The sequence below is a fragment of the Micromonospora sp. NBRC 110038 genome (assembly GCF_020884815.1).
Lineage (GTDB): Bacteria > Actinomycetota > Actinomycetes > Mycobacteriales > Micromonosporaceae > Micromonospora > Micromonospora haikouensis.
In genome coordinates this window covers 191,103-214,000 of sequence record NZ_BBOL01000003.1, presented here as the reverse complement: position 1 = coordinate 214,000, position 22,898 = coordinate 191,103, and the positions used below count along the sequence as shown (strand labels likewise).

The following is a 22,898-nucleotide window of genomic DNA, read 5'->3' as shown; positions in this document are numbered from 1 at the left end:
GCGGCGGCCGGCCCGGGTCACCCCGGACCGGCCGCCGCCGTCGTCGCCCGTCAGCGGGCGTAGACCGACATCTCCCACAGCGAGAAGCCGTAGGTCGTGGCCCGGGTCAGGCCCCGCATCCGCACGTACCGCGCGGTCTCGACCGGAAACGCGACCACGTCGGTGCCGCCGTCGCCGGCCGTGGTGGACCACACCGTGCGCCAGGTCGTGCCGTCGGCGGAGACCTCGATCCGGTACGACTTCGCGTACGCCGACTCCCAGGCCAGCGCGACCCGGCCCACCGACCGGGCCGAGCCCAGGTCGACGGTCAGCGTCTGGTCGTCGGCCCAGGAGCTGGCCCACCGGGTGCCCAGGTCCCCGTCGACGGCCTTGCCGGCGGCGTAGCCGAGCTGGGCACTCGACGCGGTCACCGCCTTGCCGGCGGCGAGGTTCGACACGTCGTCGCCGCGCCGGGCCGGGAACGACACCACCTGCTGGTAGGTGGGCCGGTTCTGCCAGGCGATCGTGGCGTGCTTGATCCCGCCCAGCGGCGACTGGACGATCGCGTCGGCGCACCACTGGTCCCCGGCGGAACAGGTGGAGTCGCCCGGGTACGTGGTGGTGGCCGGGGTCGCGGCGGCCGCCTTCAGCGTGTCGAGCAGGATCTGCCGGCAGCCGGCGAGGGCGCCGCCGCCGCAGTAGGTGCGGCCGAGGCCCCCGGCGACCGGGTCGCCGAGGACCGCCCGCAGATCCTTGTCGACGTATCCCCACCAGCCGTACTGGAACGACGAGCCCTTGTGCGCCTGGGCCTCGTTGGCGGACGTGGGCAGGTTCGACTTGTCGCCCTGCTGGTGGCCGGAGGGGGACTCGTTGATCTGGAGGGCGTTGATCAGCGCCTGGTAGAGGTCGGGGCCGAGCTGGTCGCGGAACACGCCCCGCACCAGCAGCGGCCACCAGGCGTCGAAGGTGCGGATGGCGTCGGCGTGCTGGTACACCTTCGAGCCCTTGGCCGTCTCCACCCGCAGCGCGCCGGCCTGCCGCCACGCCTTCAGCTTCGCGATCTCGGCGGCCAGGGTGGCGTCGCCGACGGGCTGGCTCTCCAGCACCCGGATCAGCTCGTCGAGCACCTCGACCCCGCGCAGGTCGGTCAGGCCGGCCCGCTCCACCAGCTCGGTCAGCGTCGCCCGGTCGTACTTCTTCCCGGCGGCGATGCCGGCCTTCAGCGGCTTGTCCAGCAGGTCGCCCCGGTGCACCGCGCCGAAGCTGAAGTTGCCGTCGGCCCCGCCGAAGTCCTTGGCCTGCTTGTTGTTCCAGCTGACGTAGTAGTCCTGGTCCACGGAGTTGGGGTGGGCCGAGCGCGGCGCGTAGCTGGCGGTGTTCGTGTCGGGCTGGAAACCCTGCCACTCGTACGCGGGCTCGGCCTTCATCGGCAGGTTCGGGTTGGACCCGGCGGCCCGCAGCGGGTTGAGCCCGGAGTTGAAGTACGCCGACTGGGTGGAGTTGACGTAGAACCAGTTGAACGCGTACTCGACGTTGCCCGCCGAGGCGACGAAGGCGTCGGCGGTGCCCATCTGCGTCGGGTCGTTGAACATCTGGAAGCCGATCGCGGAGTCCGCCTCGTGCCGGTAGGTGGAGCGGAGCTGGGTGAAGGCGTGCGGCTTGCCGCCGACGGTGCCGCGCCAGGCGACCAGGCCCAGCTTGGTGCGCCACGCCACCAGCTTGTACGAGCCGGCGGGCGTGGTGTCGGCCGCCGTCGGCTTCCACTTGTTGGTGTGGGCGAGCTGCTCCATCGCCACGCACTGCCCCCGGAACAGGTAGTGGTCGCTGGCCAGCGTCGGCGCGCTGCCGTCGGTGGTGCACAGCGGCACCGCGTACGTGTCGGTGATGTCGTGGATCGACGAGGTGGCGCTCCAGGCGTAGTCCTGGCCCCGGCCGAGCAGCACGTAGAGGTTGAGGCCGGCGAACGCCGCGCCCCGGGCGCTGATGCCGGGGCCCTGCAGCTCCTGGATCATCAGCAGCTGGGGGGAGAAGTAGCCGGTCTGCGGCCCGAACACCGCCACCGGGTGCCCGGTCGCGGAGTTGGCGGCGGAGACCACGGCCGCGTTGGACATGCCCCGGTGGGCCGGGTCGATGGTCAGCCCGGACAGCGCGGCGGCCAGCTCCGAGCCGGTGCTGCCGGTGGCCCGGCTGGCGGCGGAGCCGGTGGGGTCGGTGAAGATCGGCTCCACCTTGGCCGTGCCGGCGTCGGGCAGCGCCACGCTCGCCGCGTCGGGGGAGGCGGAGCCGTAGGGGAAGCTCTGCCCGTCGTGCAGGGTCAGCACCGTCTCCGGGTCGTTCTGGTTGCGGAAGCCCGCCCACACCTTGTCGCCCTCGGTCGGGCCGTACTTGGCGCGGGCGGCGATGCGGACCAGCGCGGACTGCATCTCGGTGCCGCCACCGCCGCCGAACAGGCCGCCGACGACGCCGGCGATGGCGATGAGGTCGGTCATCGTGAACGGCTCCGGGCCGCCCTCGTTGGTGATCGCGTCGAGGTGTCCGGTGAGGACGTACTCGCCGGGGCAGTTGCGGTTGGCCATGCAGACGCCGATGTAGGCGTTGACGCCCGCGATGTACTCCTGGACGTCGGCGTAGAGCTGCTCGCCGCGCGGGCCCTTGGCGCGCAGCGCCTCGACCTGTGCCGCCAGGTCCGCCTCGGTGTACGGCGAGTTGCGCCAGACGCTCTGCTCCAGCTCCCGGTTGCTGGGGGCCCCGCCGGCGAACGGGGTGAGGGTGCCCCGGCCGACGTGGCGCATCAGGTCCATGGTGAACAGCCGGTCCTCGGCGCCGGCGTAGCCGGCCCCGTACATGGTGCCGCCCCGGGTGGTGCCGGTGACGTGCGGGACGCCGGTGGCCCGGTCGCGCACGATCCGCACGTCGGCGCGGGGCGAGTAGTCCCGCTCGACCTGCCCGGACGGCACGCCGAAGGAGGCGTCGTTGAAGAAGGTGCCGATCTGCTCGGGGCGCAGCCCGGCGTAGCCGTAGACGAGGTCGGCGTACTTGCCGAGCTGGTCGGCGGAGTGCCGGGGCAGCGTGCCGAGGGTCTGGTTGGCGAGGATCTCGACGAGGGTGGCGCTGCCGTTCTGGCCGGGCGGGACGATGTCGCCGCACTCGCCGAGGCAGTAGTCGTTGGCGGCGAAGGTGCTGGCGGCTGCCTTCGCGGCGGCGGCGCTCGCGGGCGTCGTGGTCGGGGTGGGCGCGGCGACGAGCAGGGCGGCGACGCCGACGGCGGCGGTCGCGCCGGCCAGCAGGCGACGCGGGGCGGTGGGACGGGGCATGGTGATCCTCCGAGCGGTGGGGATCATGACGGGGGGTGACGATCATTACATGAAGAACATTCAGTTACCGGATGGTAGGCGTCCCGCCGCGAGATTGGAAGACGTCAATCAGCATGTCGCGCGCCGGTTACCCGCGAGTATTGAACCGGCCGGGTTCCTTGGATAACCTTCGATCCCCCGGGCTGGTGCCGGCCACACCGGACCCCACTGTCTGGAAGGGACGTCGGATGAGACCCACCCGCCTGCTCGCGTCCGCGGCGCTGCTGGCCGCCCTGCTGCCCCCGGCCGCGCCCGCCGTCGCTGCCCCCGCCGGGGCCGCGCCCGCCCCCACCGCCGTCGCCTCGGGCGGCTTCTCGGTGCTCACCTACAACGTCGCCGGCCTGCCCGAGCCACTGTCCAGCGGCAACCCGGCGACCAACACCCGGCCCATCGGCGAACGGGTCAACGGCTACGACATCGTGCACGTCCAGGAGGACTTCAACTACCACGCCGACCTGTACGCCACCGACCGGCACCCGTACCGCACCGCCACCAGCGGGGGCGTGCCCTTCGGCGACGGCCTCAACACGATGTCCAACTACCCGGTGTCGGACTTCGTCCGGGTGCGCTGGGACGACTGCCACGGCACCGACTGCCTCACCCCGAAGGGCTTCAGCCGGTCCCGGATCCGGCTCGCCGAGGGCGTCTACGTCGACTTCTACGACGTGCACACCAACGCCGGCAGCGACGAGCCCGACCTCGCCGCCCGGCGGTCCAACATCGACCAGCTCTCCGCGTACGTGCAGGCGAACTCCGCCGGCAACGCGGTGATCGTGGCCGGCGACCTCAACGTCCGCTACACCCGCACCGGCGACAACATCCGCGATCTCGTGGCCGCCAACGGCCTCACCGACGTGTGGGTGCAGCAGGAGCGGGGCGGGGTGCCCCCGGCCGCCGGCAGCCCGGCGCTGACCTGCGACCCGGCCAACGTCACCAACGCCTGCGAGGTCGTCGACAAGATCCTCTACCGGGGCAACCGGCTGATCGACCTCGACCTCGACCGCTACCGCAACGAGCACGCCGCGTTCCTCGACCCGGCCGGCGCGCCGCTGTCCGACCACTACCCGCACGCCGCCTGGTTCACCTGGACCCTCGCCGACGGGCTGCGCGCCAGCGACACCTGGGGCGGCCCGCACGGCACCCCGTTCACCGACCTCGACGCCGTCGGCCCCCGGGTCACCGCCGTCTCGCTGCGCGCCGGCTCCCGCCTCGACCAGATCGGCGTACGCCTCGCCGACGGCGCGAGCCCCACCCACGGCGGCACGGGCGGCACCCCGGCCACCCTGACCCTGGCCGACGGCGAGTACGTCGACCGGGTCACCCTCACCCAGGGCAAGAAGGACGGCCGGACCCGGATCTTCTCCGCCCGGCTCACCACCAACCTCGGCCGCACCCTGGCCGGGGGCACCCCGACCGGCGACGCGGTGACCTTCACCGCCCCGCCCGGCGGCCGGCTCGCCGGGTTCTTCGGCCGCAGCGGCAGCGAGGTGGACCAGCTCGGCGTGCTCTGGAGTGTCGGGGCCGGCGGCTAGTCTTCGGAGCGTGGCTGACCCCTCGACCTACCGCCCCGCACCCGGCACCATCCCCGAGGCCCCGGGGGTCTACCGGTTCCGCGACGGCACCGGCCGGGTGATCTACGTCGGCAAGGCGAAGAACCTGCGCAGCAGGCTCAACTCCTACTTCGCCGACCTGTGGGGGCTGCACCAGCGCACCCAGCAGATGGTCACCACGGCCGAGTCGGTCGACTGGGTCACCGTGGGCACCGAGGTCGAGGCCCTCCAGCTCGAATACACCTGGATCAAGCAGTACGACCCCCGGTTCAACGTCCGCTACCGCGACGACAAGTCGTATCCGTACCTCGCCGTCACCCTCGACGAGGAGTTCCCCCGGCTCCAGGTGATGCGCGGGGCCAAACGCAAGGGCGTGCGCTACTTCGGGCCCTACTCGCACGCCTGGGCGATCCGCGAGACGCTCGACCTGCTGCTGCGGGTCTTCCCGGCGCGGACCTGCTCGGCCGGCGTGTTCAAGCGGGCCGGGCAGGTCGGCCGCCCCTGCCTGCTGGGCTACATCGGCAAGTGCTCCGCACCCTGCGTCGGCAGCGTCACGGCCGAGGAGCACCGGGGGATCGTCGACGGCTTCTGCGAGTTCATGGCCGGGCGCACCGACACCATGGTCCGCAAGCTCGAACGCGAGATGACCGAGGCCAGCGAGGCGCTGGAGTTCGAGAAGGCCGCCCGGCTGCGCGACGACGTCGCGGCGCTGCGCCGGGCCATGGAGAAGCAGACCGTGGTGCTCGGCGACGGCACCGACGCCGACGTGGTCGCGTTCGCCGACGACCCCCTGGAGGCCGCCGTCCAGGTCTTCCACGTCCGCGACGGCCGGGTGCGCGGCCAGCGCGGCTGGGTGGTGGAGAAGACCGAGGACCTGAGCCCCGGCGACCTGGTGCACCACTTCTGCACCCAGGTCTACGGCGGCGAGCAGGGCGAGGCCGACGTGCCCCGCGAGCTGCTGGTGCCCGCCCTGCCCGCCGACGCCGACGCGCTCGCCGACTGGCTGACCGGCCGCCGGGGCAGCCGGGTGTCGCTGCGGGTGCCGCAGCGCGGCGACAAGCGCTCCCTGCTGGAGACGGTGGAGCGCAACGCGAAGGACGCCCTGGCCCGGCACAAGCTCAAGCGCGGCAGCGACCTGACCACCCGGGGCAAGGCCCTCGACGAGATCAGCGACGCGCTGGGCATGCGCACCTCGCCGCTGCGCATCGAGTGCTACGACGTCTCCCAGATCCAGGGCACCGACGTGGTGGCCAGCATGGTCGTCTTCGAGGACGGCCTGCCCCGCAAGAGCGAATACCGCCGGTTCATCGTCCGGGGCGCCACCGACGACCTGTCCGCCATGTCGGAGGTGCTGCGCCGCCGCTTCGCCCGCTACCTGGAGGCCCGCGCCGAGACCGGGGAGCTGGGGGAGGAGACCGCCGCCGACCCCGACCGGCCGGGCATCGACCCGACGACGGGCCGGCCGCGGCGGTTCGCGTACCCCCCGCAGTTGGTGGTGGTCGACGGCGGCGCGCCGCAGGTCGCGGCGGCGGCCCAGGCGCTCGCGGAGCTGGGGGTCGACGACGTGGCGCTGTGCGGGCTGGCCAAGCGGCTGGAGGAGGTGTGGCTGCCCGACGACGAGTTCCCGGTCATCCTGCCGCGCACCTCCGAGGGGCTCTACCTGCTGCAACGGGTGCGCGACGAGGCGCACCGGTTCGCCATCACCTTCCACCGGCAGCGCCGCTCCAAGCGGATGACGGAGTCGGCGCTCGACTCGGTGCCCGGCCTCGGCGAGGTGCGGCGCAAGGCGCTGCTGCGCCACTTCGGCTCGCTCAAGCGGCTCGCGGCGGCCTCGACCGAGGAGATCACCGAGGTCCCCGGCGTCGGCCGGCGCACCGCCGAGGCGATCACGGCCGCCCTCAACCCCGGGGCGGACGCCCGGCCCGCCGGCTCCGACGCGGCCGACGGCAATTAGCACCCGCCGCAAATAATTGACGTCCATCTATGGCGTCGCGGGTGTCCGTGTGTCCATGATGTCGGCGGTACGGCCGTCCGCGCGTGCGCCCGACCCGTCGCCCGACGCGTGCCGGGCCCAGGGCGCGTCGCGCATGTCGTCAGGGGAGGCACCATGACACCGGCAGGACGCCGCAGGACCTCCCTGCTCGGCACCGTGGCCGCAGCGACCCTGCTGGCCCTCACCGCGGCAGCCCCGGCGATCGCCGCCCCGGCCGAGGGCGAGATCCTCGCCGCCGGCGGCCCGGACGCCGTGGCCGGCTCCTACGTCGTCGTGCTGCGCGACGCCGCCGTCACGGCCGACGCCGTGCCCTCCACCGCCCGCCGCCTCGCCTCCCGGCAGGGCGGCCACGTCGGCCTGGTCTACCGGCACGCCCTGCGCGGCTTCGAGGCCCGGCTGTCCGAGCGGGGCGCACGCCGGCTCGCCGCCGACCCGGCCGTGGCCTCCGTGACGCAGAACCGCACGGTGTCCGCGTCCGACGTGCAGACCCCGACCCCGTCCTGGGGCCTCGACCGGATCGACCAGCGCGCGCTGCCGCTCGACAACTCGTTCACCTACCCCCGCGCCACGGCGGCCGTGCGGGCCTACGTGATCGACTCGGGCATCAACCTCACCCACGGCGAGTTCGCCGGCCGGGCGGTGTCCGGCTGGGACTTCATGGACAACGACGCCGACGCCACCGACTGCCAGGGCCACGGCACCCACGTGGCCGGCACGCTCGGCGGGTCCACCTTCGGGGTGGCCAAGCACGTGCAACTGGTCGCCGTGCGTGTGCTGAGCTGCACCGGCGGCGCCTGGGCCTCCCAGGTCATCGCCGGGGTCGACTGGGTCACCGGCGACCACGACCCCGGAGAGCTGGCCGTGGCCAACATGAGCCTCGGCGGCGCGGCGTACGCGCCCATGGTCGAGGCCGTGCGGCGGTCCATCGCCGACGGCGTCACCTACGCGGTGGCCGCGGGCAACGAGAACGGCGCCGACGCGTGCACGACCACCCCGGCCTCCGTGCCGGAGGCGATCACGGTGGCCGCCACCGGGGCCAACGACGCGCGCGCCTCGTTCTCCAACATCGGCACCTGCGTGGACCTGTTCGCGCCGGGCGTCGACATCACCTCGGCGTACATCGGCGGCACCGCCACCACCCGCACGGCCTCCGGGACGTCGATGGCCAGCCCGCACGTCGCCGGGGCCGCCGCGCTGATCCTGGCCGAGCACCCGACCTACACCCCGGCCCAGGTGACCCAGGCGCTCCTGGCCGACGCAGGCGTCGGGGTGGTGACCGACGCGGGCGTCGGCACGCCGAACCGGCTGCTGCACGTCGACCCCACCACCCCGGCCAACGACTTCACCCTGACCGCCACCCCGGCCAGCGCCACCGTCACCGCCGGTGGCACCGTCTCCACCACGATCGCCGGCACCGTCACCAGGGGCGCGTCCCAGCCGGTCGCGCTGGCGGCCCGGGGCCTGCCGGCGGGCGTCACCGCCACGTTCCAGCCCGCCAGCATCTCCTCGAACGGCGGCACCACGCTCACGCTCAGCACCGCGTCGACGGCGCTGGCCGGCGCGTACACCGTCACGGTGATCGGCACCGGGACCGCCGCGACCCGCGCGGTGGCCGTCCAGCTGCGCGTCGACGACCCGGCCGCCTGCGTCCGCTCCGACGGCACCGACCGGGCGATCACCGACTTCCAGAACCTCTACGCCCCGATCACCGTCACCGGCTGCCCCGGCAACGCCGCCCGCAACAGCACGGTGGAGGTGCACATCGAGCACGCCGTGATCGGGGAGCTCGACGTGCGGCTGATCTCGCCCCGCGGCACCTGGTACTTCCTCATGGACCACACCGGCGGCGACAGCGACCGCATCGACTACACGTTCACCTACGACCTGTCGGCCGAGCCGGCGAACGGCACCTGGAACCTGTACGTCAGCGACAACCTGGCCCAGGGCACCGGGTTCCTCGACTCGTGGAAGATCAACGTGGCGGGCGCGGACCTGCCCGCGCCCGCGTGCGGCGGGGTCGCCACCGCCGACGTGCGGATCCCGGCCTCCGGCACGGTCGAGTCGCCGATCAGCGTGCCCGACTGTGGCCGGGCCCCGTCGACCACCAGCTACGTCGAGGTCAGCATCGCGCACCAGTACGGCCGCGACCTCCAGATCTCCCTCGTCGCGCCCGGCGGGCAGGTGGTGCTGCTCAAGGAGAGCCTCGTGGGGTCGTACAAGGCGAACGCCCGCGAGGCCTACATCGCCGACCTGTCGGGCAGGCCGACCCTCGGCACCTGGAAGCTGCGGGTCGAGAACGTCGCCGGCTACGAGGGCCTGATCGAGGGCTGGAAGCTGACCCTCTGACGGCGCTTCAACGATGGCTGTCAGTCGCCGTCGCCCCAGCACAGCCCGCCGATGCCGGCCGCGCTGTGGAAGCCGGGGTGCCCGGTGACGTCCAGGCAGACCTCGCCGTCGGGGCCGGTCCGGCCGCAGAACACCGGCTCGACGTGGTTCCAGGCGTCGGCCCGGGACAGCAGCGCGGCGCTCGCGGGCAGCTCGGGGCGCAGGATCGTCAGGCCCTCCGTGTAGACGACGGCCTGGTCGCGGGCCTCCCGCAGGTCGGGCGCCGGGTAGGACAGGTGCAGCGTCCACCGGCGGTGCATCTCGTACGCCCCGGCGGGCGGCCGGTTGCGCCCCGAGCCCCGCTCGCGGTCCGTCGTGTAGCGGTTGACCAGGGAATTGACGTACGACGAGAGGGCGTCCGGCTTCGTCAGCGCGTGCGCGACGGCGGCCCGGACCCGCTCGGACACGTCGGCCCCGTCGAGCATGGCCGCCAGGTCACGATGAAAGTCGGACTCGGGCCACTGCGACGCTTGATCGTCAGTCACTGTCATGTACCTCTCCGTAATGGGTGAGTAGCAAGAGACTGACTCATCGGGCTCGGAAACGCAACGTCGCATTTTCATCCGTCGCGTTCTTGATCTGTGGTCGCCCTCGGGTGAGAATCGGTTACCCGCAGTGGAGGTGGTGTTGGCGATGGCGCAGGTGCCGAGTCCGACGATCAGAGCCCGTCGTCTGCGCCGCGAGCTGCGTCGCCTGCGGGACCGCACCGGGCGCACCGCTGAGGATGTGGCCAAGCTTCTGGGCTGGCATCGCACCAAGATCATCCGCTTCGAACTCGGGCACTCCCGGGTGATGCCCAAGGACCTGCCGCCGTTGCTCGACCTCTACGACGCCTCCGAGGAGGAACGGGAGTCGCTGACCGCGCTGCTGCGGCAGTCGCGCCAGAAGGGCTGGTGGAGCGCGTACGGCGACGTGCTGCCGGACGACTACGTCGGCTTCGAAGCGGAGGCGACATCGATCAGCGCGTTCGAGAGCCTGTACGTGCCCGGCCTGTTGCAGACGGAGGAGTACGTCCGCGCCATCGTCAAGGCGGGCCGCAGCACCGCCGACCAGGACGAGACGGACCGGCGGGTGGCCGCTCGACTCGGCCGCAAGGCCCTGCTGTCGCGAGATGTGCCGCCGAGGTTGTGGATGGTTCTTGACGAAGCGGCCGTGCGCCGAGTGGTGGGCGGACCGAAGGTCATGCAGGCGCAGATCGCTCGCCTCATCGAGGCGTGCGGGCTGCCCACCGTAGAGATCCAGATCCTGCCCTTCGCGGCTGGGGCACATGCAGCCATGGGCGGCCCGTTCACCCTGCTCGACTACTCCGATCCGATCTTGGACCCCACCGTCGTCTATCTCGACAACGACTCCAGCACGCTTCTCTTGGAAGAGGAGAGACACGTGGCCCGATATAGACTCATGTTCGATCACCTCATGGCCAAGGCGCTCGACCCTGACGAGTCGGCCGGCTTCCTGGCTCGGGTGGCTGATGAGTATTGACTTCACCTGAGGGGCTTGACGATGACCGCTCCGGACGTTCACGCGGGGAAGTGGCGCAAGAGCGGCCGGAGCAGCGCGAGCGGTTCCAACTGCGTCGAGGTGGCCGAACTCTCTGACGCGTTGGCGGTGCGGGACTCCAAGGACCCGGGTGGCCCTGCACTCCGCTTCGACCGGGACGCCTGGTCGTCGTTCGTCGTCGGCCTGCGGCACGGCCTGCGCGGCTGATCCCTCGCCGAGTTGGTCGCCGCCCTGATGCCGGCGGCATCACCCACGCCCGGTTAGATGACCGGATGGCGGTGAGCATCGACATCGAAGCCCTGCGTGACGCGGCCGGTTCCGTGGCCTGCGCAGCGGCGGACACGTTGCGGGCAGCGGGTCAACCGGCGGAGTTCGTGCCGGCCGGCGGGGGAGCGTCCGGCGTGATCCGGGAGGCCGGGGAGCCGGCGTACGAGGTCTGGGTGGGCATCACGGCGGACGGCTTCACCGCCGAGTGCGACTGCCCGGACGGCGCTGGGCTGTGCGCGCACGCGGTGGCCCTCACCCTCGTCGCCCTGGAAGACGACCTGCCGTGGTCCTCGGCGGCCACCCCACCGTCAGTCCTGAGCATCGACGCCAAGGTCGCCGAGTTGGCGGAGGTCGCGCGCGGCATCCCCGCGCGTCGGCTCACGATGCTGGTCGCCGAGTGGGCGGCCACGGATCGCGTGCTGGAGAGCGCGCTGTTGGCGCGCGCCGGCCGGCTCGCGCCCCCGAGCGCCGCAGAACTCGACGACCTCCGCCGTACGATCGACGGCCTGGCCCACGAGGCGGCCGACGACCGGTACTGGGATCTGCACGACGTGGAGAAGGCCGGCCGGGCGATGGTCGAGGAAATCGAGGTGCTCGCCCAACGGCCGGCGACCCCGGAGGCGCTGCTGGTGGTCGAGGAGGCGGCCCGCGCCTGGGACCGCATCGTCCCGCCGCTGCTGGACGCCCCGGAGACGTACGAGGAGGAAGTGGCCGAGATCGGCGGCGCGCTACGGGCGGCCCATGTCCGGCTCTGCGAGCAGGCGCAGCCGGATCCCGACGAGCTGGCCGCCCGGCTGACCGAGATCATCGAGGCGGCCGAAATCGACTCCTGCCTCGACGAGCCGTGGGACTACCTCGCCGTGCTGGGCCGCCAGCGGGTCAAGGCGCTGCGGCAGCTCCACTGACGACCGCCGCGCCCAACGCTGCCGCCGCCGTGCGTTCTTGTTAGGAAGGGCCCCCTGTACAACAGAATGCGTTAACAAGGGGCCCTTTCTTGCACTCAGGCCCAGGGGGCGAGCGGGTACCAGGGGATGATCTCGCGGCGGGCGAGCAGCCGGACGTCCCAGTAGAGGAACGTGAACGCCCCGGCGACGATGAACGCGACCGCCGTCAGCACCGCCAGCCGGCTCGGCCGCTCGGTGAACCACCGTTGCAGGCGGGAGCCGGCGAGCCAGGCCAGCAGCAGGAACAGCACCGCCATGATGACGATGTTGCCGAGCGACTGGAGCGTGAACGCCGCCGCACCGTACAACGGGTTGCCGCTCTCGGCGGCGTCGCGGAACATCTGCCGGAACAGCGGGAAGGGCCGCCCGATCAGGAAGCCGGCGATCAGCGCGCCCATGAAGACCATGGGTGCGTTGGGGAACCGGCGGGCGATCCGGGCGAACGGGTCCGCGACGATGCCGAGCGAGGCCAGGCCGAGGTAGACCATCACCAGGCCGATCAGGCCGAAGACGACCATCGACTGGATGCTGCGCGGCGACAGGCCGCCGGGCGTGGTCGGGGCCGTGGAGAACTGCGGCATGGCGGTGCCGACGAGGCCGACGATCGCACCGTACGTCGCCGACACCGCGATCATTCCGACGGACATCCAGCCCAGCGGTTTCAGCGGCTGGCCGAAGCGGCTGAGGCGGCTCCCGGCGGTGGTGCCGGTGAGCGGGGCGATAGCACCGAAGGCGGCGATGTTGCAGGCGGTGAACGTGCCCGCGATGCCGGAGACGAAGGCGAACACGATGCCCGCCGCGATGCCCTGGATGGGCGTCTCCTTGGCGTCGTGGCCCAGCAGCGTGTTGGCGACGTTGTCGCCGATGGTCTGGTCCACGAACTCGGCCGACCAGACCACGGTCAGCAGGAAGCCGCCGAGCACGCTGAGCAGGACGATCAGTGCGCGCCGCCGGGGGAAGTGCCCGTTGACGAAGGTGGACGTTCCCGCGCCTGCGCGGTCGGGCCGGAGGTCCACGGGGGATCGGGACGAACGATGGGTCTGCGTCACGCTGCGCTCCTCATGCCGAGGGGGACGAGACCCCGGCGGGGGCGCGTCGGCGACGCCGACGACGACGCCCGGACCGGGAGGCCGGCACCGCCGGCCGGGTGGACATCGCCCGCCACCGATATTCATCGAGTTGGGTCGATGTCCAACCGCAGTATGGCGTCGGGTCGACCGACCGACTTCTCCGATCGTGCCCAATCCCACCCCCCTTTCCGCCCCACTCACACCCTCACCCCCGGTTCCGCCCCCGCTCCGCCCTCCCCGCCCGGTTCCGTCTCGACCCCTCGGCGTTCGTGGACAGTTCCTGTCCGGAGGGAACGCCAACTGTCCAAGAATCGAAGAGCTGCCCCGTCCCCGCCCGGCCCGTGCCGCCCGCATCCTCGTGATCTTGCACTTGGGGCCCGGGCGAAAGGGATGCATGGGGCGAGTCGGAGGCCGCAAGTGCAAGATCGGCGGGGCAGGTCGGTGGGCCGGGCGGGCGGCGGGAGGGGCGGGAGCGCGAGGCGCGGCGGGAGGTGGTGGAGGCGCGGCGGGGGAGCGGCGGCAGGGGTGAGGGGTGGCGCGGCGGGGACGGGCGGCGGGGTGGTTGCCGGATCCTGAGGGCCGGGCGGGATAGAGTTCTAGGTCGGCCACCGCGGTCAGGTCGGCCGTGCGTCATCCGTGGGGAGTAGGCAGTGAACGAGGCGCGGACGCCCGAGGTTCCGGCCGGCGACGGCCCGACAGCGGCGGCGGGGGCGGCCACGGAATCGCTGCCGGTGGCCGCGGAGGCGGCGACCCGGGCGGCGACGGAGTCGGAGACCACCCTGGTGGTGGTGACCGGCGTGTCCGGCGGCGGGCGCAGCACGGTGGCCCGGGCCCTGGAGAACGTCGGCTACTACGTCGTCGACAACCTGCCGCAGGCGCTCATGCTCGACATGGCCGAGCTGGCCGTCAAGGCCGGCGGCGCGGCCCGGCGTACGGCGATGGTGCTGGACGTGCGCTCCCGTGCCTTCTCCACGGACCTGGCCGGGGCGATCCGGGAGCTGAAGGACCGGGGCTTCTCCCCGCGCGTGGTCTTCGTGGACGCCGACGACGAGGTGCTGATCCGCCGGTTCGAGAGCGTCCGGCGCTCGCACCCGTTGCAGGGCGAGGGGCGGCTGGCCGACGGCATCGCCGTGGAGCGGGGCCTGCTGGAGGAGGCCCGCGACCAGGCCGACGTGATCATCGACACCAGCCACCTGAACGTCAACCAGCTGCGTCGCCGGATCGAGGAGCTGTTCGGCGGCGAGGACGCCCGCCGGCTGCGGATCACCGTGCTCTCCTTCGGCTTCAAGTACGGCCTCCCGCCGGACGCCGACTTCGTCCTCGACGCCCGGTTCCTGCCGAACCCGTACTGGGTGCCCGAGCTGCGGGAACACACCGGGCGGGAGGAGGCGGTCAGCGCGTACGTGCTGGGCCAGGAGGGCGCGGACGCCTTCGTCGGGACGTACGCGGACCTGGTCAACGCCACCACCGTCGGGTTCGAGCGGGAGGGCAAGCGGTACCTGACCGTGGCGGTCGGCTGCACCGGCGGCAAGCACCGCAGCGTGGCCATCGCCGAGGAGCTGGCCGCCCGGCTGCGTCACGCCGGGCTGGCGGCCAACGCGCAACACCGCGACCTGGGACGGGAATGACGCCGCCGGCGGAGCCCCCGGGCGGGGGTGGCGGGCGGGACGACGGGCGGCGTACCCGGGTGGTCGCCTTCGGCGGCGGGCACGGCCTGTCGGTGTCCCTGCGGGCGCTGCGCCGGTGCGTGCCCGAGCTGGACCTGGACATCACCGCCGTGGTCACCGTCGGCGACGACGGCGGCTCCAGCGGCCGGCTGCGCGCCCGCCGGGGCGGCCTGCCCCCGGGCGACCTGCGTCAGGCGCTGGTGGCCCTCGCCGGGGACCATCCGGCCACCCGGCGCACCGCCGGGCTGTTCCAGCACCGCTTCGCCGACACCCCCGGCGACCCGGTCGGCACCGACGACGGGCTGGCCGGGCACGCCGTGGGCAACCTGGTGCTCTGCGGGCTGATCGAGCTGCTCGGCGACCCGGTGGCCGCCCTGGAGCACGCCGGGGCGATGCTCGGCGCGGTGGGCCGGGTGCTGCCGATGTCCCGCCAGCCGGTCGGCATCGAGGCGCGGGTGCGCGGGGCCGACCCGGCGTACCCGGACGAGGTGCGCACGGTGCGCGGCCAGCACCAGGTGGCGGTCACCGGGGGGCGGGTGGAGTCGCTGCGGCTGACCCCGACGACCCCGGCGGCCTGCGCGGAGGCGGTGGCGGCGACGGCCGAGGCGGACTGGTTGATCTTCGGGCCCGGCAGCTGGTACACGAGCGTGCTGCCGCACCTGCTGGTGCCGGGGCTGGCCGCCGCGATCGTGGCGAGCCCGGCCCGCCGGCTGGTCACCCTCAACCTCGCGGCGGAGAAGGAGACCCTCGGGCTCTCCCTCGCCGACCACCTGGCCACCCTGCGGCACTATCTGCCCGAGCTGGCGGTGGACCTGGTGCTGGCGGACTCCAAGGCGGTGGGCGATCCCGCGCCGGTCGAGCGTGCGGCAGAATCGCTGGGTGCCCGGCTGGTCCTCGCCCCGGTCGCCGTCACCGACGGCGAACCCCGTCACGATCCGGCCGCCCTGGGTGCCGCCCTGGTGCCTGTCCTGGGCGCCGATCGTTAAGCACGTACGTAATCTCCGGCGACACGCCGGAACCGGTCCGTGAGGGGGCGCACAATGGCGATGACGGCTGCGGTCAAGGACGAGCTGAGCCGGGTCGACGTGCCCAAGCCCTGCTGCCGGCGGGCGGAGATGGCGGCGCTGCTGCGCTTCGCCGGCGGGCTGCACATCGTCTCCGGCCGGGTGGTGGTCGAGGCCGAGCTGGACACCGGGGCGGTGGCCCGGCGGCTGCGCCGGGAGATCGCGGAGGTGTACGGCTACTCCAGCGAGATCCACGTGCTCGCCTCCGGCGGGCTGCGCAAGGGCAGCCACTTCATCGTCCGGGTGGTCAAGGACGGCGAGGCGCTGGCCCGGCAGACCGGGCTGCTGGACGTGCGGGGCCGTCCGGTGCGCGGCCTGCCGCCGCACGTGGTGGCCGCGAACGTCTGCTGCGCGGTCTCCGCGTGGCGGGGGGCGTTCATGGCGCACGGCTCGCTGACCGAGCCCGGCCGCTCCAGTGCGTTGGAGATCACCTGCCCGGGCCCGGAGTCGGCGCTGGCGCTGGTCGGCGCGGCCCGGCGCATCGGCATCACCGCGAAGAACCGCGAGGTGCGCGGGGTCGACCGGGTGGTGGTCAAGGACGGCGACGCCATCGCGGCGCTGCTCACCCGCATAGGAGCACACTCCAGCGTGCTGGCCTGGGAGGAGCGCCGGGTGCGCCGCGAGGTGCGGGCCACCGCCAACCGGCTGGCCAACTTCGACGACGCCAACCTGCGCCGCTCGGCGCGGGCGGCCGTGGCCGCCGCCGCCCGGGTGACGCGGGCGCTGGAGATCCTCGCCGACGACGCGCCGAACCATCTCACCTCCGCCGGCCGGCTGCGCCTGGAGCACCGGCAGGCGTCCCTGGAGGAGTTGGGCGCGCTCGCCGATCCGCCGCTGACCAAGGACGCCATCGCCGGGCGGATCCGCCGGCTGCTGGCCCTGGCCGACAAGCGGGCCCGTGACCTGGGCATCCCGGATACGGAAGCGGCCGTCACGCCCGACATGCTCGTGGTCTGATAGGACGGTGGCGGTGGGCGCGCGGCGGCCCGTCCCGCAGCGCGTCACCGCGGGCGCGTGCCCGGCCCCGGGAGCGCGCAGCGGATCACCACCCGGCGCACCGCGCCGCCACGCGCTCGGATAGGGTCGTTGCGTACGGCAAGGGGGCCGGCACCGGCACTCTCGCCGTGCACACCGCCTCCGGCGGTCAGGTTCTCTCGGGCCGCGGCGGGGTGGCCGACACGAACTGTCAACGGCCGACTCCAACGGTCGGCGCACACCACTTCGCCGGTCCGATTCCACGCCGGCGGATAAGAACGCGAGGAGATGGGACCTGTGACCATCCGGGTTGGCATCAACGGCTTCGGCCGCATCGGCCGTAACTTCTTCCGGGCCGTGCTGGCGTCCGGCGCGGACATCGAGGTCGTGGCCGTCAACGACCTGACCGACAACGCGACGCTCGCCCACCTGCTCAAGTACGACAGCATCCTGGGTCGCCTCCCGCACGAGGTCAAGGCGACGGCCGACGAGATCACCGTCGGCGGCAAGACCATCAAGGCGTTCGCCGAGCGCGACCCGGCCAAGCTGGCGTGGGGCGAGGTCGGGGCCGACGTGGTCATCGAGTCGACCGGCTTCTTCACCGACGGCACCAAGGCGAAGGCGCACGTCGACGGCGGGGCCAAGAAGGTCATCATCTCCGCCCCGGCGAAGAACGAGGACGTCACGGTCGTCATGGGCGTCAACCACGACCAGTACGACCCGGCCAAGCACACGATCATCTCGAACGCCTCCTGCACCACCAACTGCCTCGCCCCGATGGCGAAGGTGCTGCACGACACGTTCGGCATCACCAAGGGTCTGATGACCACCATCCACGCGTACACCCAGGACCAGAACCTCCAGGACGCGCCGCACAAGGACCTGCGCCGCGCCCGGGCCGCCGCGCTGAACATCGTCCCGACCTCGACGGGCGCCGCGAAGGCCATCGGCCTGGTGCTGCCGGAGCTGAAGGGCAAGCTCGACGGGTACGCGCTGCGGGTGCCGATCCCCACCGGCTCGGCCACCGACCTCACCGTCGAGGTGGGCCGGGAGACCTCGGTCGACGAGGTCAACGCCGCGCTGAAGGCCGCCGCCGAGGGCCCGCTCAAGGGCGTCCTGGTCTACAACGAGGACCCGATCGTCTCCGCCGACATCGTCACCGACCCGGCGTCGTGCATCTTCGACGCGCCGCTGACCAAGGTCATCGGCAACCAGGTCAAGGTCGTCGGCTGGTACGACAACGAGTGGGGCTACTCGAACCGCCTGGTGGACCTGGTCAAGCTGGTGGGTCAGTCGCTGTGACCATCCGCAACCTCGACGACCTGCTCGCCGAGGGGGTGTCGGGTCGGCGCGTGCTCGTGCGCGCCGACCTGAACGTCCCGCTCGACAAGCAGACCGGCGCGATCACCGACGACGGCCGCATCCGCGCGGTGCTGCCGACGTTGACCGCCCTGACCGGGGCGGGCGCGAAGGTCGTGGTCTTCTCGCACCTGGGCCGCCCGAAGGGCGCGCCCGACCCGCAGTTCAGCCTGCGTCCGGTCGCGGCCCGCCTCGGCGAGCTGCTCGGCGCGCAGGTGCGGTTCGCCGAGGACACCGTCGGCGAGTCCGCCCGGTCCACGGTCGACGCGCTCGCCGACGGCGAGGTCGCCCTGCTGGAGAACCTGCGCTTCAACAAGGGCGAGACCAGCAAGGACGAGGCGGAGCGGGGCGCGTTCGCCGACCAGCTCGCCGCGCTCGGCGAGGCGTACGTCGACGACGCGTTCGGCGCGGTGCACCGCAAGCACGCCAGCGTCTTCGACGTGCCGGCCCGGCTGCCGCACGTCGCGGGCCGCCTGGTGCTGCGCGAGGTGGAGGTGCTGGCCAAGCTGACCGGCGAGCCGGAGCGCCCGTACGTGGTGGTGCTCGGCGGGTCGAAGGTCTCCGACAAGCTCGCGGTGATCGAGGCGCTGCTGCCGAAGGTCGACCGGCTGCTCATCGGCGGCGGGATGTGCTTCACGTTCCTCAAGGCCCAGGGCCACGAGGTGGGCACGTCGCTGCTGGAGGAGGAGATGGTCGAGACCTGCCGCAACCTCCTGGAGCGCGCCGACGGCAAGATCCTGCTCCCGGTCGACGTGGTGGCGGCGGACGCCTTCGCCCCCGACGCGGCGCACGACACGGTCCGCGCGGACGCCATCCCGAGTCACCGGCTCGGGCTGGACATCGGCCCGGAGACGGTGGCCGGCTTCGCCGCCGCCCTCGCCGACGCGAAGACGATCTTCTGGAACGGCCCGATGGGCGTGTTCGAGATGGCGGCGTTCGCGAACGGCACCCGGGGCGTCGCCGAGGCGATCACCAAGGCCGACGCGTTCAGCGTGGTCGGCGGCGGCGACAGCGCGGCGGCGGTCCGCGCCCTCGGGCTCGACGAGTCGTCGTTCGGGCACATCTCCACCGGCGGCGGCGCGTCGCTGGAATACCTGGAGGGCAAGACCCTCCCCGGCATCGCGGCGCTGGAGGACTGATGGCGGCGATCACCCGCCGGCCGCTGATGGCCGGCAACTGGAAGATGAACCTCAACCACCTCGAGGCCAACCTGCTGGTGCAGAAGCTGGCCGCGAGCCTCACCGCGCAGCAGCTCACCGACGTCGAGTGCGTCGTGCTGCCGCCCTTCACCGACCTGCGCACCGTGCAGACCGCGATCGAGGGCGACAAGCTGCTCATCGGCTACGGCGGGCAGGACCTGTCGCCGTACCCGTCGGGGGCGTACACCGGGGACATCTCCGGGGCGATGCTGGCGAAGCTCGGCTGCACGTACGTGGTGGTCGGCCACTCCGAGCGGCGGCAGTACCACCACGAGGACGACGCGCTGGTCAACGACAAGGTGACCGCCGCGCTGTCCCACGGGCTCACCCCGATCCTGTGCATCGGGGAGGGCCTGGAGGTGCGCGAGCAGCTGCGGCACGTGCCGCACTGCTGCGACCAGCTCGACGGGGCGCTGCGGGGGCTCACCCCGGAGCAGGTCACCAAGGTCGTCGTGGCGTACGAGCCGGTCTGGGCGATCGGGACGGGCAAGACCGCCACCCCGGAGGACGCCCAGGAGGTGTGCGGTGAGGTGCGCAAGCGCCTCATCGAGACCTACGACCAGGCGACCGCCGACCAGGTGCGCATCCTCTACGGCGGCTCGGTGAAGTCCTCGAACGTGGCCTCGATCATGGCCCAGCCGGACGTGGACGGGGCCCTGGTCGGCGGCGCGAGCCTCGACGCCGAGGAATTCGCGAAGATCTGCCGGTTCCCGGAGCACATCAGCCGCTGAAGGCTCGCTATCCTTGACTCCGCCCGTCCACCGGCCGGTGCCGCAGTGCCCGACCTGTCCGGGCGAGGATCGCTACGAGAGGACTGACCCCAGCCATGCCGATCTGGTTCGCATACACGTTGATCGTGTTGCTGACGATCACGAGCATCATGCTCACCATGCTGATCCTGCTGCACCGCGGCAAGGGCGGCGGTATGTCGAGCATGTTCGGCGGCGGGGTCAGCTCCAGCCTTGCCGGCTCGTCCGTGGCCGAGAAGAACCTCGACCGCTACACGGTCCTGGTGGGCATCGTCTGGTTCGCCTGCATCGTCGGGCTGGGGCTCTGGTTGCGCCTCCAGGTCGGCAGCGGCAGCGGGGCCTGAGAGCGAGCCCGCTGAGTCGTACAATCTGCGCGCGGTCCGTCACCGACGGACCGCGCGCAGTTGTTTGTGTGCTGCACCGCGTCGCCGCCGCCCGCCCGCGCGGCGGTCCCCTCCGACGACAGGAGCGAGCAGCGTGACGAGTGGCAACGTCATCCGGGGCACCCGGGTCGGGTCAGGGCCGGAGCGTTTCGGCGAGCGGCACGTGCCCGCCCCGCGCCGGCCGGTCAGCTACTGGTGCCGCAACGACCACCGGGTCGACGTGCCCATCGCGGCCGACGCGGCGCCGCCGACGCTGTGGGACTGCCCGCGCTGCGGGCTCCCCGCCGGTCAGGATCCGGCGGACCCGCCGGGCCGCGCCCGCCCCGAGCCCTACAAGACCCACCTGGCGTACGTGAAGGAGCGGCGCACCCCCGAGCAGGGGGAGGCGCTGCTGGCGGAGGCCCTGGCCGCCCTGCGCCGCCGCAGGGGCGGTGCCTGAGCGGGGTCCCGCGGCCCGGCCGGTTGCCGGGCCGGGAGCGTTGAGAAGGGCCCCTGCTATGCAACATGCGTCAACAGGGGCCCTTCCGCACCGCCTCAGCGGAGGCTGCGCAGGCGTGGCGGCACCTCGGCCGCCGCCGCCCGGTCCAGCAGCCACAGGGTGCGGCTGACGCCCTGCACCCCGGCCGCCGGGAGCTGCACCGGGCCGGCCCCGGCCAGCGCCATGCCCACCGCGCGGGCCTTGTCCGCGCCGCTGGCGACCAGCCAGACCTCCTCGGCCGTGTTGATCGTCGGCAGGGTCAGCGTGGTGCGCACCGGCGGCGGCTTGGGGCTGCCCCGCACGGCGCTCACCGGCCGCGTGTCGTGGTGCACCGGGTGCTCGGGGAAGACCGAGGCGACGTGCCCGTCCTCGCCCACCCCGAGCATCAGCACGTCGAAGTGGGGGAGCGCGGCGTGCCCCGGGCGGGCCGCGCGGGCCAGCTCGGCGGCGTACCCGGCGGCCCCGGCCTCCGGGTCGTCGCCGGTCGGGCCGTCCGAGGCGGGCATCGGGTGCACCCGGGCCGGGTCCAGCGGCAGCGTGTCCAGCAGCGCCGCGCGGGCCTGCGTCTCGTTGCGCTCCGGGTCGCCGGCGGGCAGGAACCGCTCGTCGCCCCACCAGACGTCGACGCGGGACCAGTCGACCGCGTCCCGGGCCGGCAGCGCGGCCACCGCGCGGTAGACGGCCGCGGCGATCCGCCCGCCGGTCAGCACCATCGACGCCTGGCCCCGTTCCGCCTGCGCGTCGAGCAGCCTCACCACCAGCCGGGCCGCCACCGCCTGCGCCAGCAGGTCGGCATCGGCGTGCACGGCGACACTCGCCTCACTCATCTATGTGCCTTCGCCTCCCGACCGCCCTCGCGGTCCGTCGTGCCCTCGGGCCGCACGGCCCTCCGTCGTGTCGGCGACGGCGTGGCCCGGGCCGACCGCCGTGGTCGACCCGGGCCACCCCGTCACTCGTTGGTGCTCGTGCCGGCGTGGGCGGTGACGCCCGCCTCGGCCCGCTTCGCCGTCGCCGGGTCCTTCCAGACGTGCACCCGCTGGGCGGGTCGCTGCTGCAGCCCCCGGAGGCCGGCCATCGCCCCCAGCGCCTCGGCGTAGACCTGGTCGGCGTCCAGCCGGCGCAGCTCCTCGGCCAGCTCGTCGCCGAGCGGCCGGCGGGTCAGCGGCAGCTGCCGGTCGTCCTGCCCGGTGCGCCGGAAGGTCGCCACGCTGTCGTCCCGGCTGAGGGTCAGCTCGTCGCCGTTGGCGCAACTGAGCTGCACCTCGCGCATCCTGGGTGCCTCCGGCGCGGGCTCCCAGCGCGGGGCGATGCCGAGCCGGCTGTTCAGCCAGCCGCACATCAGCGCCGCCGTCGGGTCGGTCGGCGGGGCCACCACCCGGGCCTGGGTCACCCGCGCCTCGGTGGTGTCGAACGCCCCCGCGACCAGGGTGCGCCACGGGGTGATCCGGGTCCACGCCAGGTCCGTGTCGCCCGGCGCGTAGTCGCGGGCCCGCTGGCGCAGCGCCGCGATCGGGTCGTCGGCCTGCGCCGAGTCGGTGATCCGCCGGTCGGCGACCACGCCGAGGAAGTCCGTCGCGATCTCGGCCGGCGGCTCGCCGTGCCACCACGTCACCACGGGCACGTCCGGCACCAGCAGCGGCATCACCACCGACTCGGCGTGCAGCGCCAGCCGGCCGTACATCCGGGTGACCACGGCCTCGCACGGGCCGAGCCGCCCACCGACGACGATCTCCGCGTCGAGGCGGTTGCGGTCCCGCTCGACGTCGGAGCGCACCACCACGAGCAGCCGGCACGGGTGGGCGGCGGCGGCGATGGTCGCCGCCGCCTCCGCCTCGCGGACCCGCTTCTCGTCGACCACCACGATCAGGGTGAGCGCCATGCCGCTGGCCACCCCGCCCGCGCTGCGCCGCTCGGCGGCGAGCGCCTTGACCACCTCGTTGCCGGTGGTGTCCCACAGCCCGATCAATGGAGCCTCCTGGTCTG

The 22,898-nt window shown here is 73.1% G+C and carries 19 protein-coding genes; 14 read left to right on the top strand and 5 right to left on the bottom strand.

Annotated elements, in window-relative coordinates; genetic code table 11:
• Positions 1-50 precede the first annotated feature (50 nt).
• Complete coding sequence (locus tag LPU61_RS12640; RefSeq protein ID WP_229405012.1) at positions 51-3,293, bottom strand: penicillin acylase family protein; 3,243 nt, start codon at positions 3,291-3,293, stop codon at positions 51-53.
• Between the two features lie 227 nt (positions 3,294-3,520).
• Between LPU61_RS12640 and LPU61_RS12635 the strand changes: the two genes are divergently transcribed.
• From LPU61_RS12635 to LPU61_RS12625, 3 genes are all read left to right on the top strand, one after another.
• Positions 3,521-4,864, top strand: coding sequence for a jacalin-like lectin (locus LPU61_RS12635; RefSeq protein WP_229405011.1), 1,344 nt, complete (start codon positions 3,521-3,523; stop codon positions 4,862-4,864).
• Positions 4,865-4,874: 10 nt separating this feature from the next.
• The gene (gene uvrC / locus LPU61_RS12630) at positions 4,875-6,836 is read left to right on the top strand and encodes an excinuclease ABC subunit UvrC (protein ID WP_043967491.1); all 1,962 of its coding nucleotides are present in this window, start codon (positions 4,875-4,877) and stop codon (positions 6,834-6,836) included.
• Between the two features lie 153 nt (positions 6,837-6,989).
• A complete protein-coding gene (locus LPU61_RS12625; RefSeq protein WP_229405010.1) occupies positions 6,990-9,221 on the top strand; it encodes a S8 family serine peptidase in 2,232 nt (743 codons plus the stop codon).
• 20 nt (positions 9,222-9,241) lie between these two features.
• Here LPU61_RS12625 and LPU61_RS12620 read toward each other — a convergent pair whose 3' ends face one another.
• Positions 9,242-9,745, bottom strand: coding sequence for a hypothetical protein (locus tag LPU61_RS12620; protein ID WP_229405009.1), 504 nt, complete (start codon positions 9,743-9,745; stop codon positions 9,242-9,244).
• Between the two features lie 148 nt (positions 9,746-9,893).
• Here LPU61_RS12620 and LPU61_RS12615 point away from each other — a divergent pair, with 148 nt between their 5' ends.
• From LPU61_RS12615 to LPU61_RS12605, 3 genes are all read left to right on the top strand, one after another.
• Positions 9,894-10,742 carry a helix-turn-helix transcriptional regulator gene (locus LPU61_RS12615; RefSeq protein ID WP_043969333.1) on the top strand — a complete coding sequence of 283 codons (849 nt, stop codon included), beginning with the start codon at positions 9,894-9,896 and terminating at the stop codon, positions 10,740-10,742.
• Positions 10,743-10,763: 21 nt separating this feature from the next.
• A complete protein-coding gene (locus LPU61_RS12610; RefSeq protein WP_043967498.1) occupies positions 10,764-10,967 on the top strand; it encodes a DUF397 domain-containing protein in 204 nt (67 codons plus the stop codon).
• 65 nt (positions 10,968-11,032) lie between these two features.
• Positions 11,033-11,932 carry an SWIM zinc finger family protein gene (locus tag LPU61_RS12605; RefSeq protein WP_229405007.1) on the top strand — a complete coding sequence of 300 codons (900 nt, stop codon included), beginning with the start codon at positions 11,033-11,035 and terminating at the stop codon, positions 11,930-11,932.
• 95 nt (positions 11,933-12,027) lie between these two features.
• Here LPU61_RS12605 and LPU61_RS12600 read toward each other — a convergent pair whose 3' ends face one another.
• Positions 12,028-13,020, bottom strand: a complete 993-nt coding sequence (locus tag LPU61_RS12600) for a hypothetical protein (RefSeq protein ID WP_229405006.1) — start codon at positions 13,018-13,020, stop codon at positions 12,028-12,030.
• A 746-nt stretch (positions 13,021-13,766) separates the two neighbouring features.
• Between LPU61_RS12600 and rapZ the strand changes: the two genes are divergently transcribed.
• The 8 genes from rapZ (at position 13,767) to LPU61_RS12560 (ending at position 20,876) form a co-directional block, all read left to right on the top strand.
• The gene (gene rapZ / locus LPU61_RS12595) at positions 13,767-14,669 is read left to right on the top strand and encodes an RNase adapter RapZ (protein ID WP_043969334.1); all 903 of its coding nucleotides are present in this window, start codon (positions 13,767-13,769) and stop codon (positions 14,667-14,669) included.
• Positions 14,666-15,694 carry a uridine diphosphate-N-acetylglucosamine-binding protein YvcK gene (gene yvcK, locus LPU61_RS12590; protein ID WP_228986977.1) on the top strand — a complete coding sequence of 343 codons (1,029 nt, stop codon included), beginning with the start codon at positions 14,666-14,668 and terminating at the stop codon, positions 15,692-15,694. The genes rapZ and yvcK overlap by 4 nt, the downstream gene beginning before the upstream one ends.
• Before the next feature lie 54 nt (positions 15,695-15,748).
• Complete coding sequence (gene whiA, locus LPU61_RS12585) at positions 15,749-16,729, top strand: DNA-binding protein WhiA (RefSeq protein WP_043967505.1); 981 nt, start codon at positions 15,749-15,751, stop codon at positions 16,727-16,729.
• A 315-nt stretch (positions 16,730-17,044) separates the two neighbouring features.
• A complete protein-coding gene (gap, locus tag LPU61_RS12580; protein WP_043967506.1) occupies positions 17,045-18,049 on the top strand; it encodes a type I glyceraldehyde-3-phosphate dehydrogenase in 1,005 nt (334 codons plus the stop codon).
• The gene (gene pgk, locus LPU61_RS12575) at positions 18,046-19,245 is read left to right on the top strand and encodes a phosphoglycerate kinase (protein ID WP_077939158.1); all 1,200 of its coding nucleotides are present in this window, start codon (positions 18,046-18,048) and stop codon (positions 19,243-19,245) included. The genes gap and pgk overlap by 4 nt, the downstream gene beginning before the upstream one ends.
• Positions 19,245-20,036 carry a triose-phosphate isomerase gene (tpiA, locus tag LPU61_RS12570; RefSeq protein ID WP_229405005.1) on the top strand — a complete coding sequence of 264 codons (792 nt, stop codon included), beginning with the start codon at positions 19,245-19,247 and terminating at the stop codon, positions 20,034-20,036. The genes pgk and tpiA overlap by 1 nt, the downstream gene beginning before the upstream one ends.
• A gap of 95 nt (positions 20,037-20,131) precedes the next feature.
• Positions 20,132-20,398, top strand: a complete 267-nt coding sequence (gene secG, locus LPU61_RS12565; RefSeq protein WP_043967510.1) for a preprotein translocase subunit SecG — start codon at positions 20,132-20,134, stop codon at positions 20,396-20,398.
• A 133-nt stretch (positions 20,399-20,531) separates the two neighbouring features.
• Positions 20,532-20,876 carry an RNA polymerase-binding protein RbpA gene (locus tag LPU61_RS12560; protein WP_043967513.1) on the top strand — a complete coding sequence of 115 codons (345 nt, stop codon included), beginning with the start codon at positions 20,532-20,534 and terminating at the stop codon, positions 20,874-20,876.
• A 95-nt stretch (positions 20,877-20,971) separates the two neighbouring features.
• On the opposite strand, the gene pgl is transcribed toward LPU61_RS12560, so the two are convergent.
• The gene (pgl, locus tag LPU61_RS12555) at positions 20,972-21,742 is read right to left on the bottom strand and encodes a 6-phosphogluconolactonase (RefSeq protein ID WP_229405004.1); all 771 of its coding nucleotides are present in this window, start codon (positions 21,740-21,742) and stop codon (positions 20,972-20,974) included.
• A 122-nt stretch (positions 21,743-21,864) separates the two neighbouring features.
• Positions 21,865-22,881, bottom strand: a complete 1,017-nt coding sequence (locus tag LPU61_RS12550) for a glucose-6-phosphate dehydrogenase assembly protein OpcA (protein ID WP_043967516.1) — start codon at positions 22,879-22,881, stop codon at positions 21,865-21,867.
• Positions 22,882-22,898: the final 17 nt, after the last annotated feature.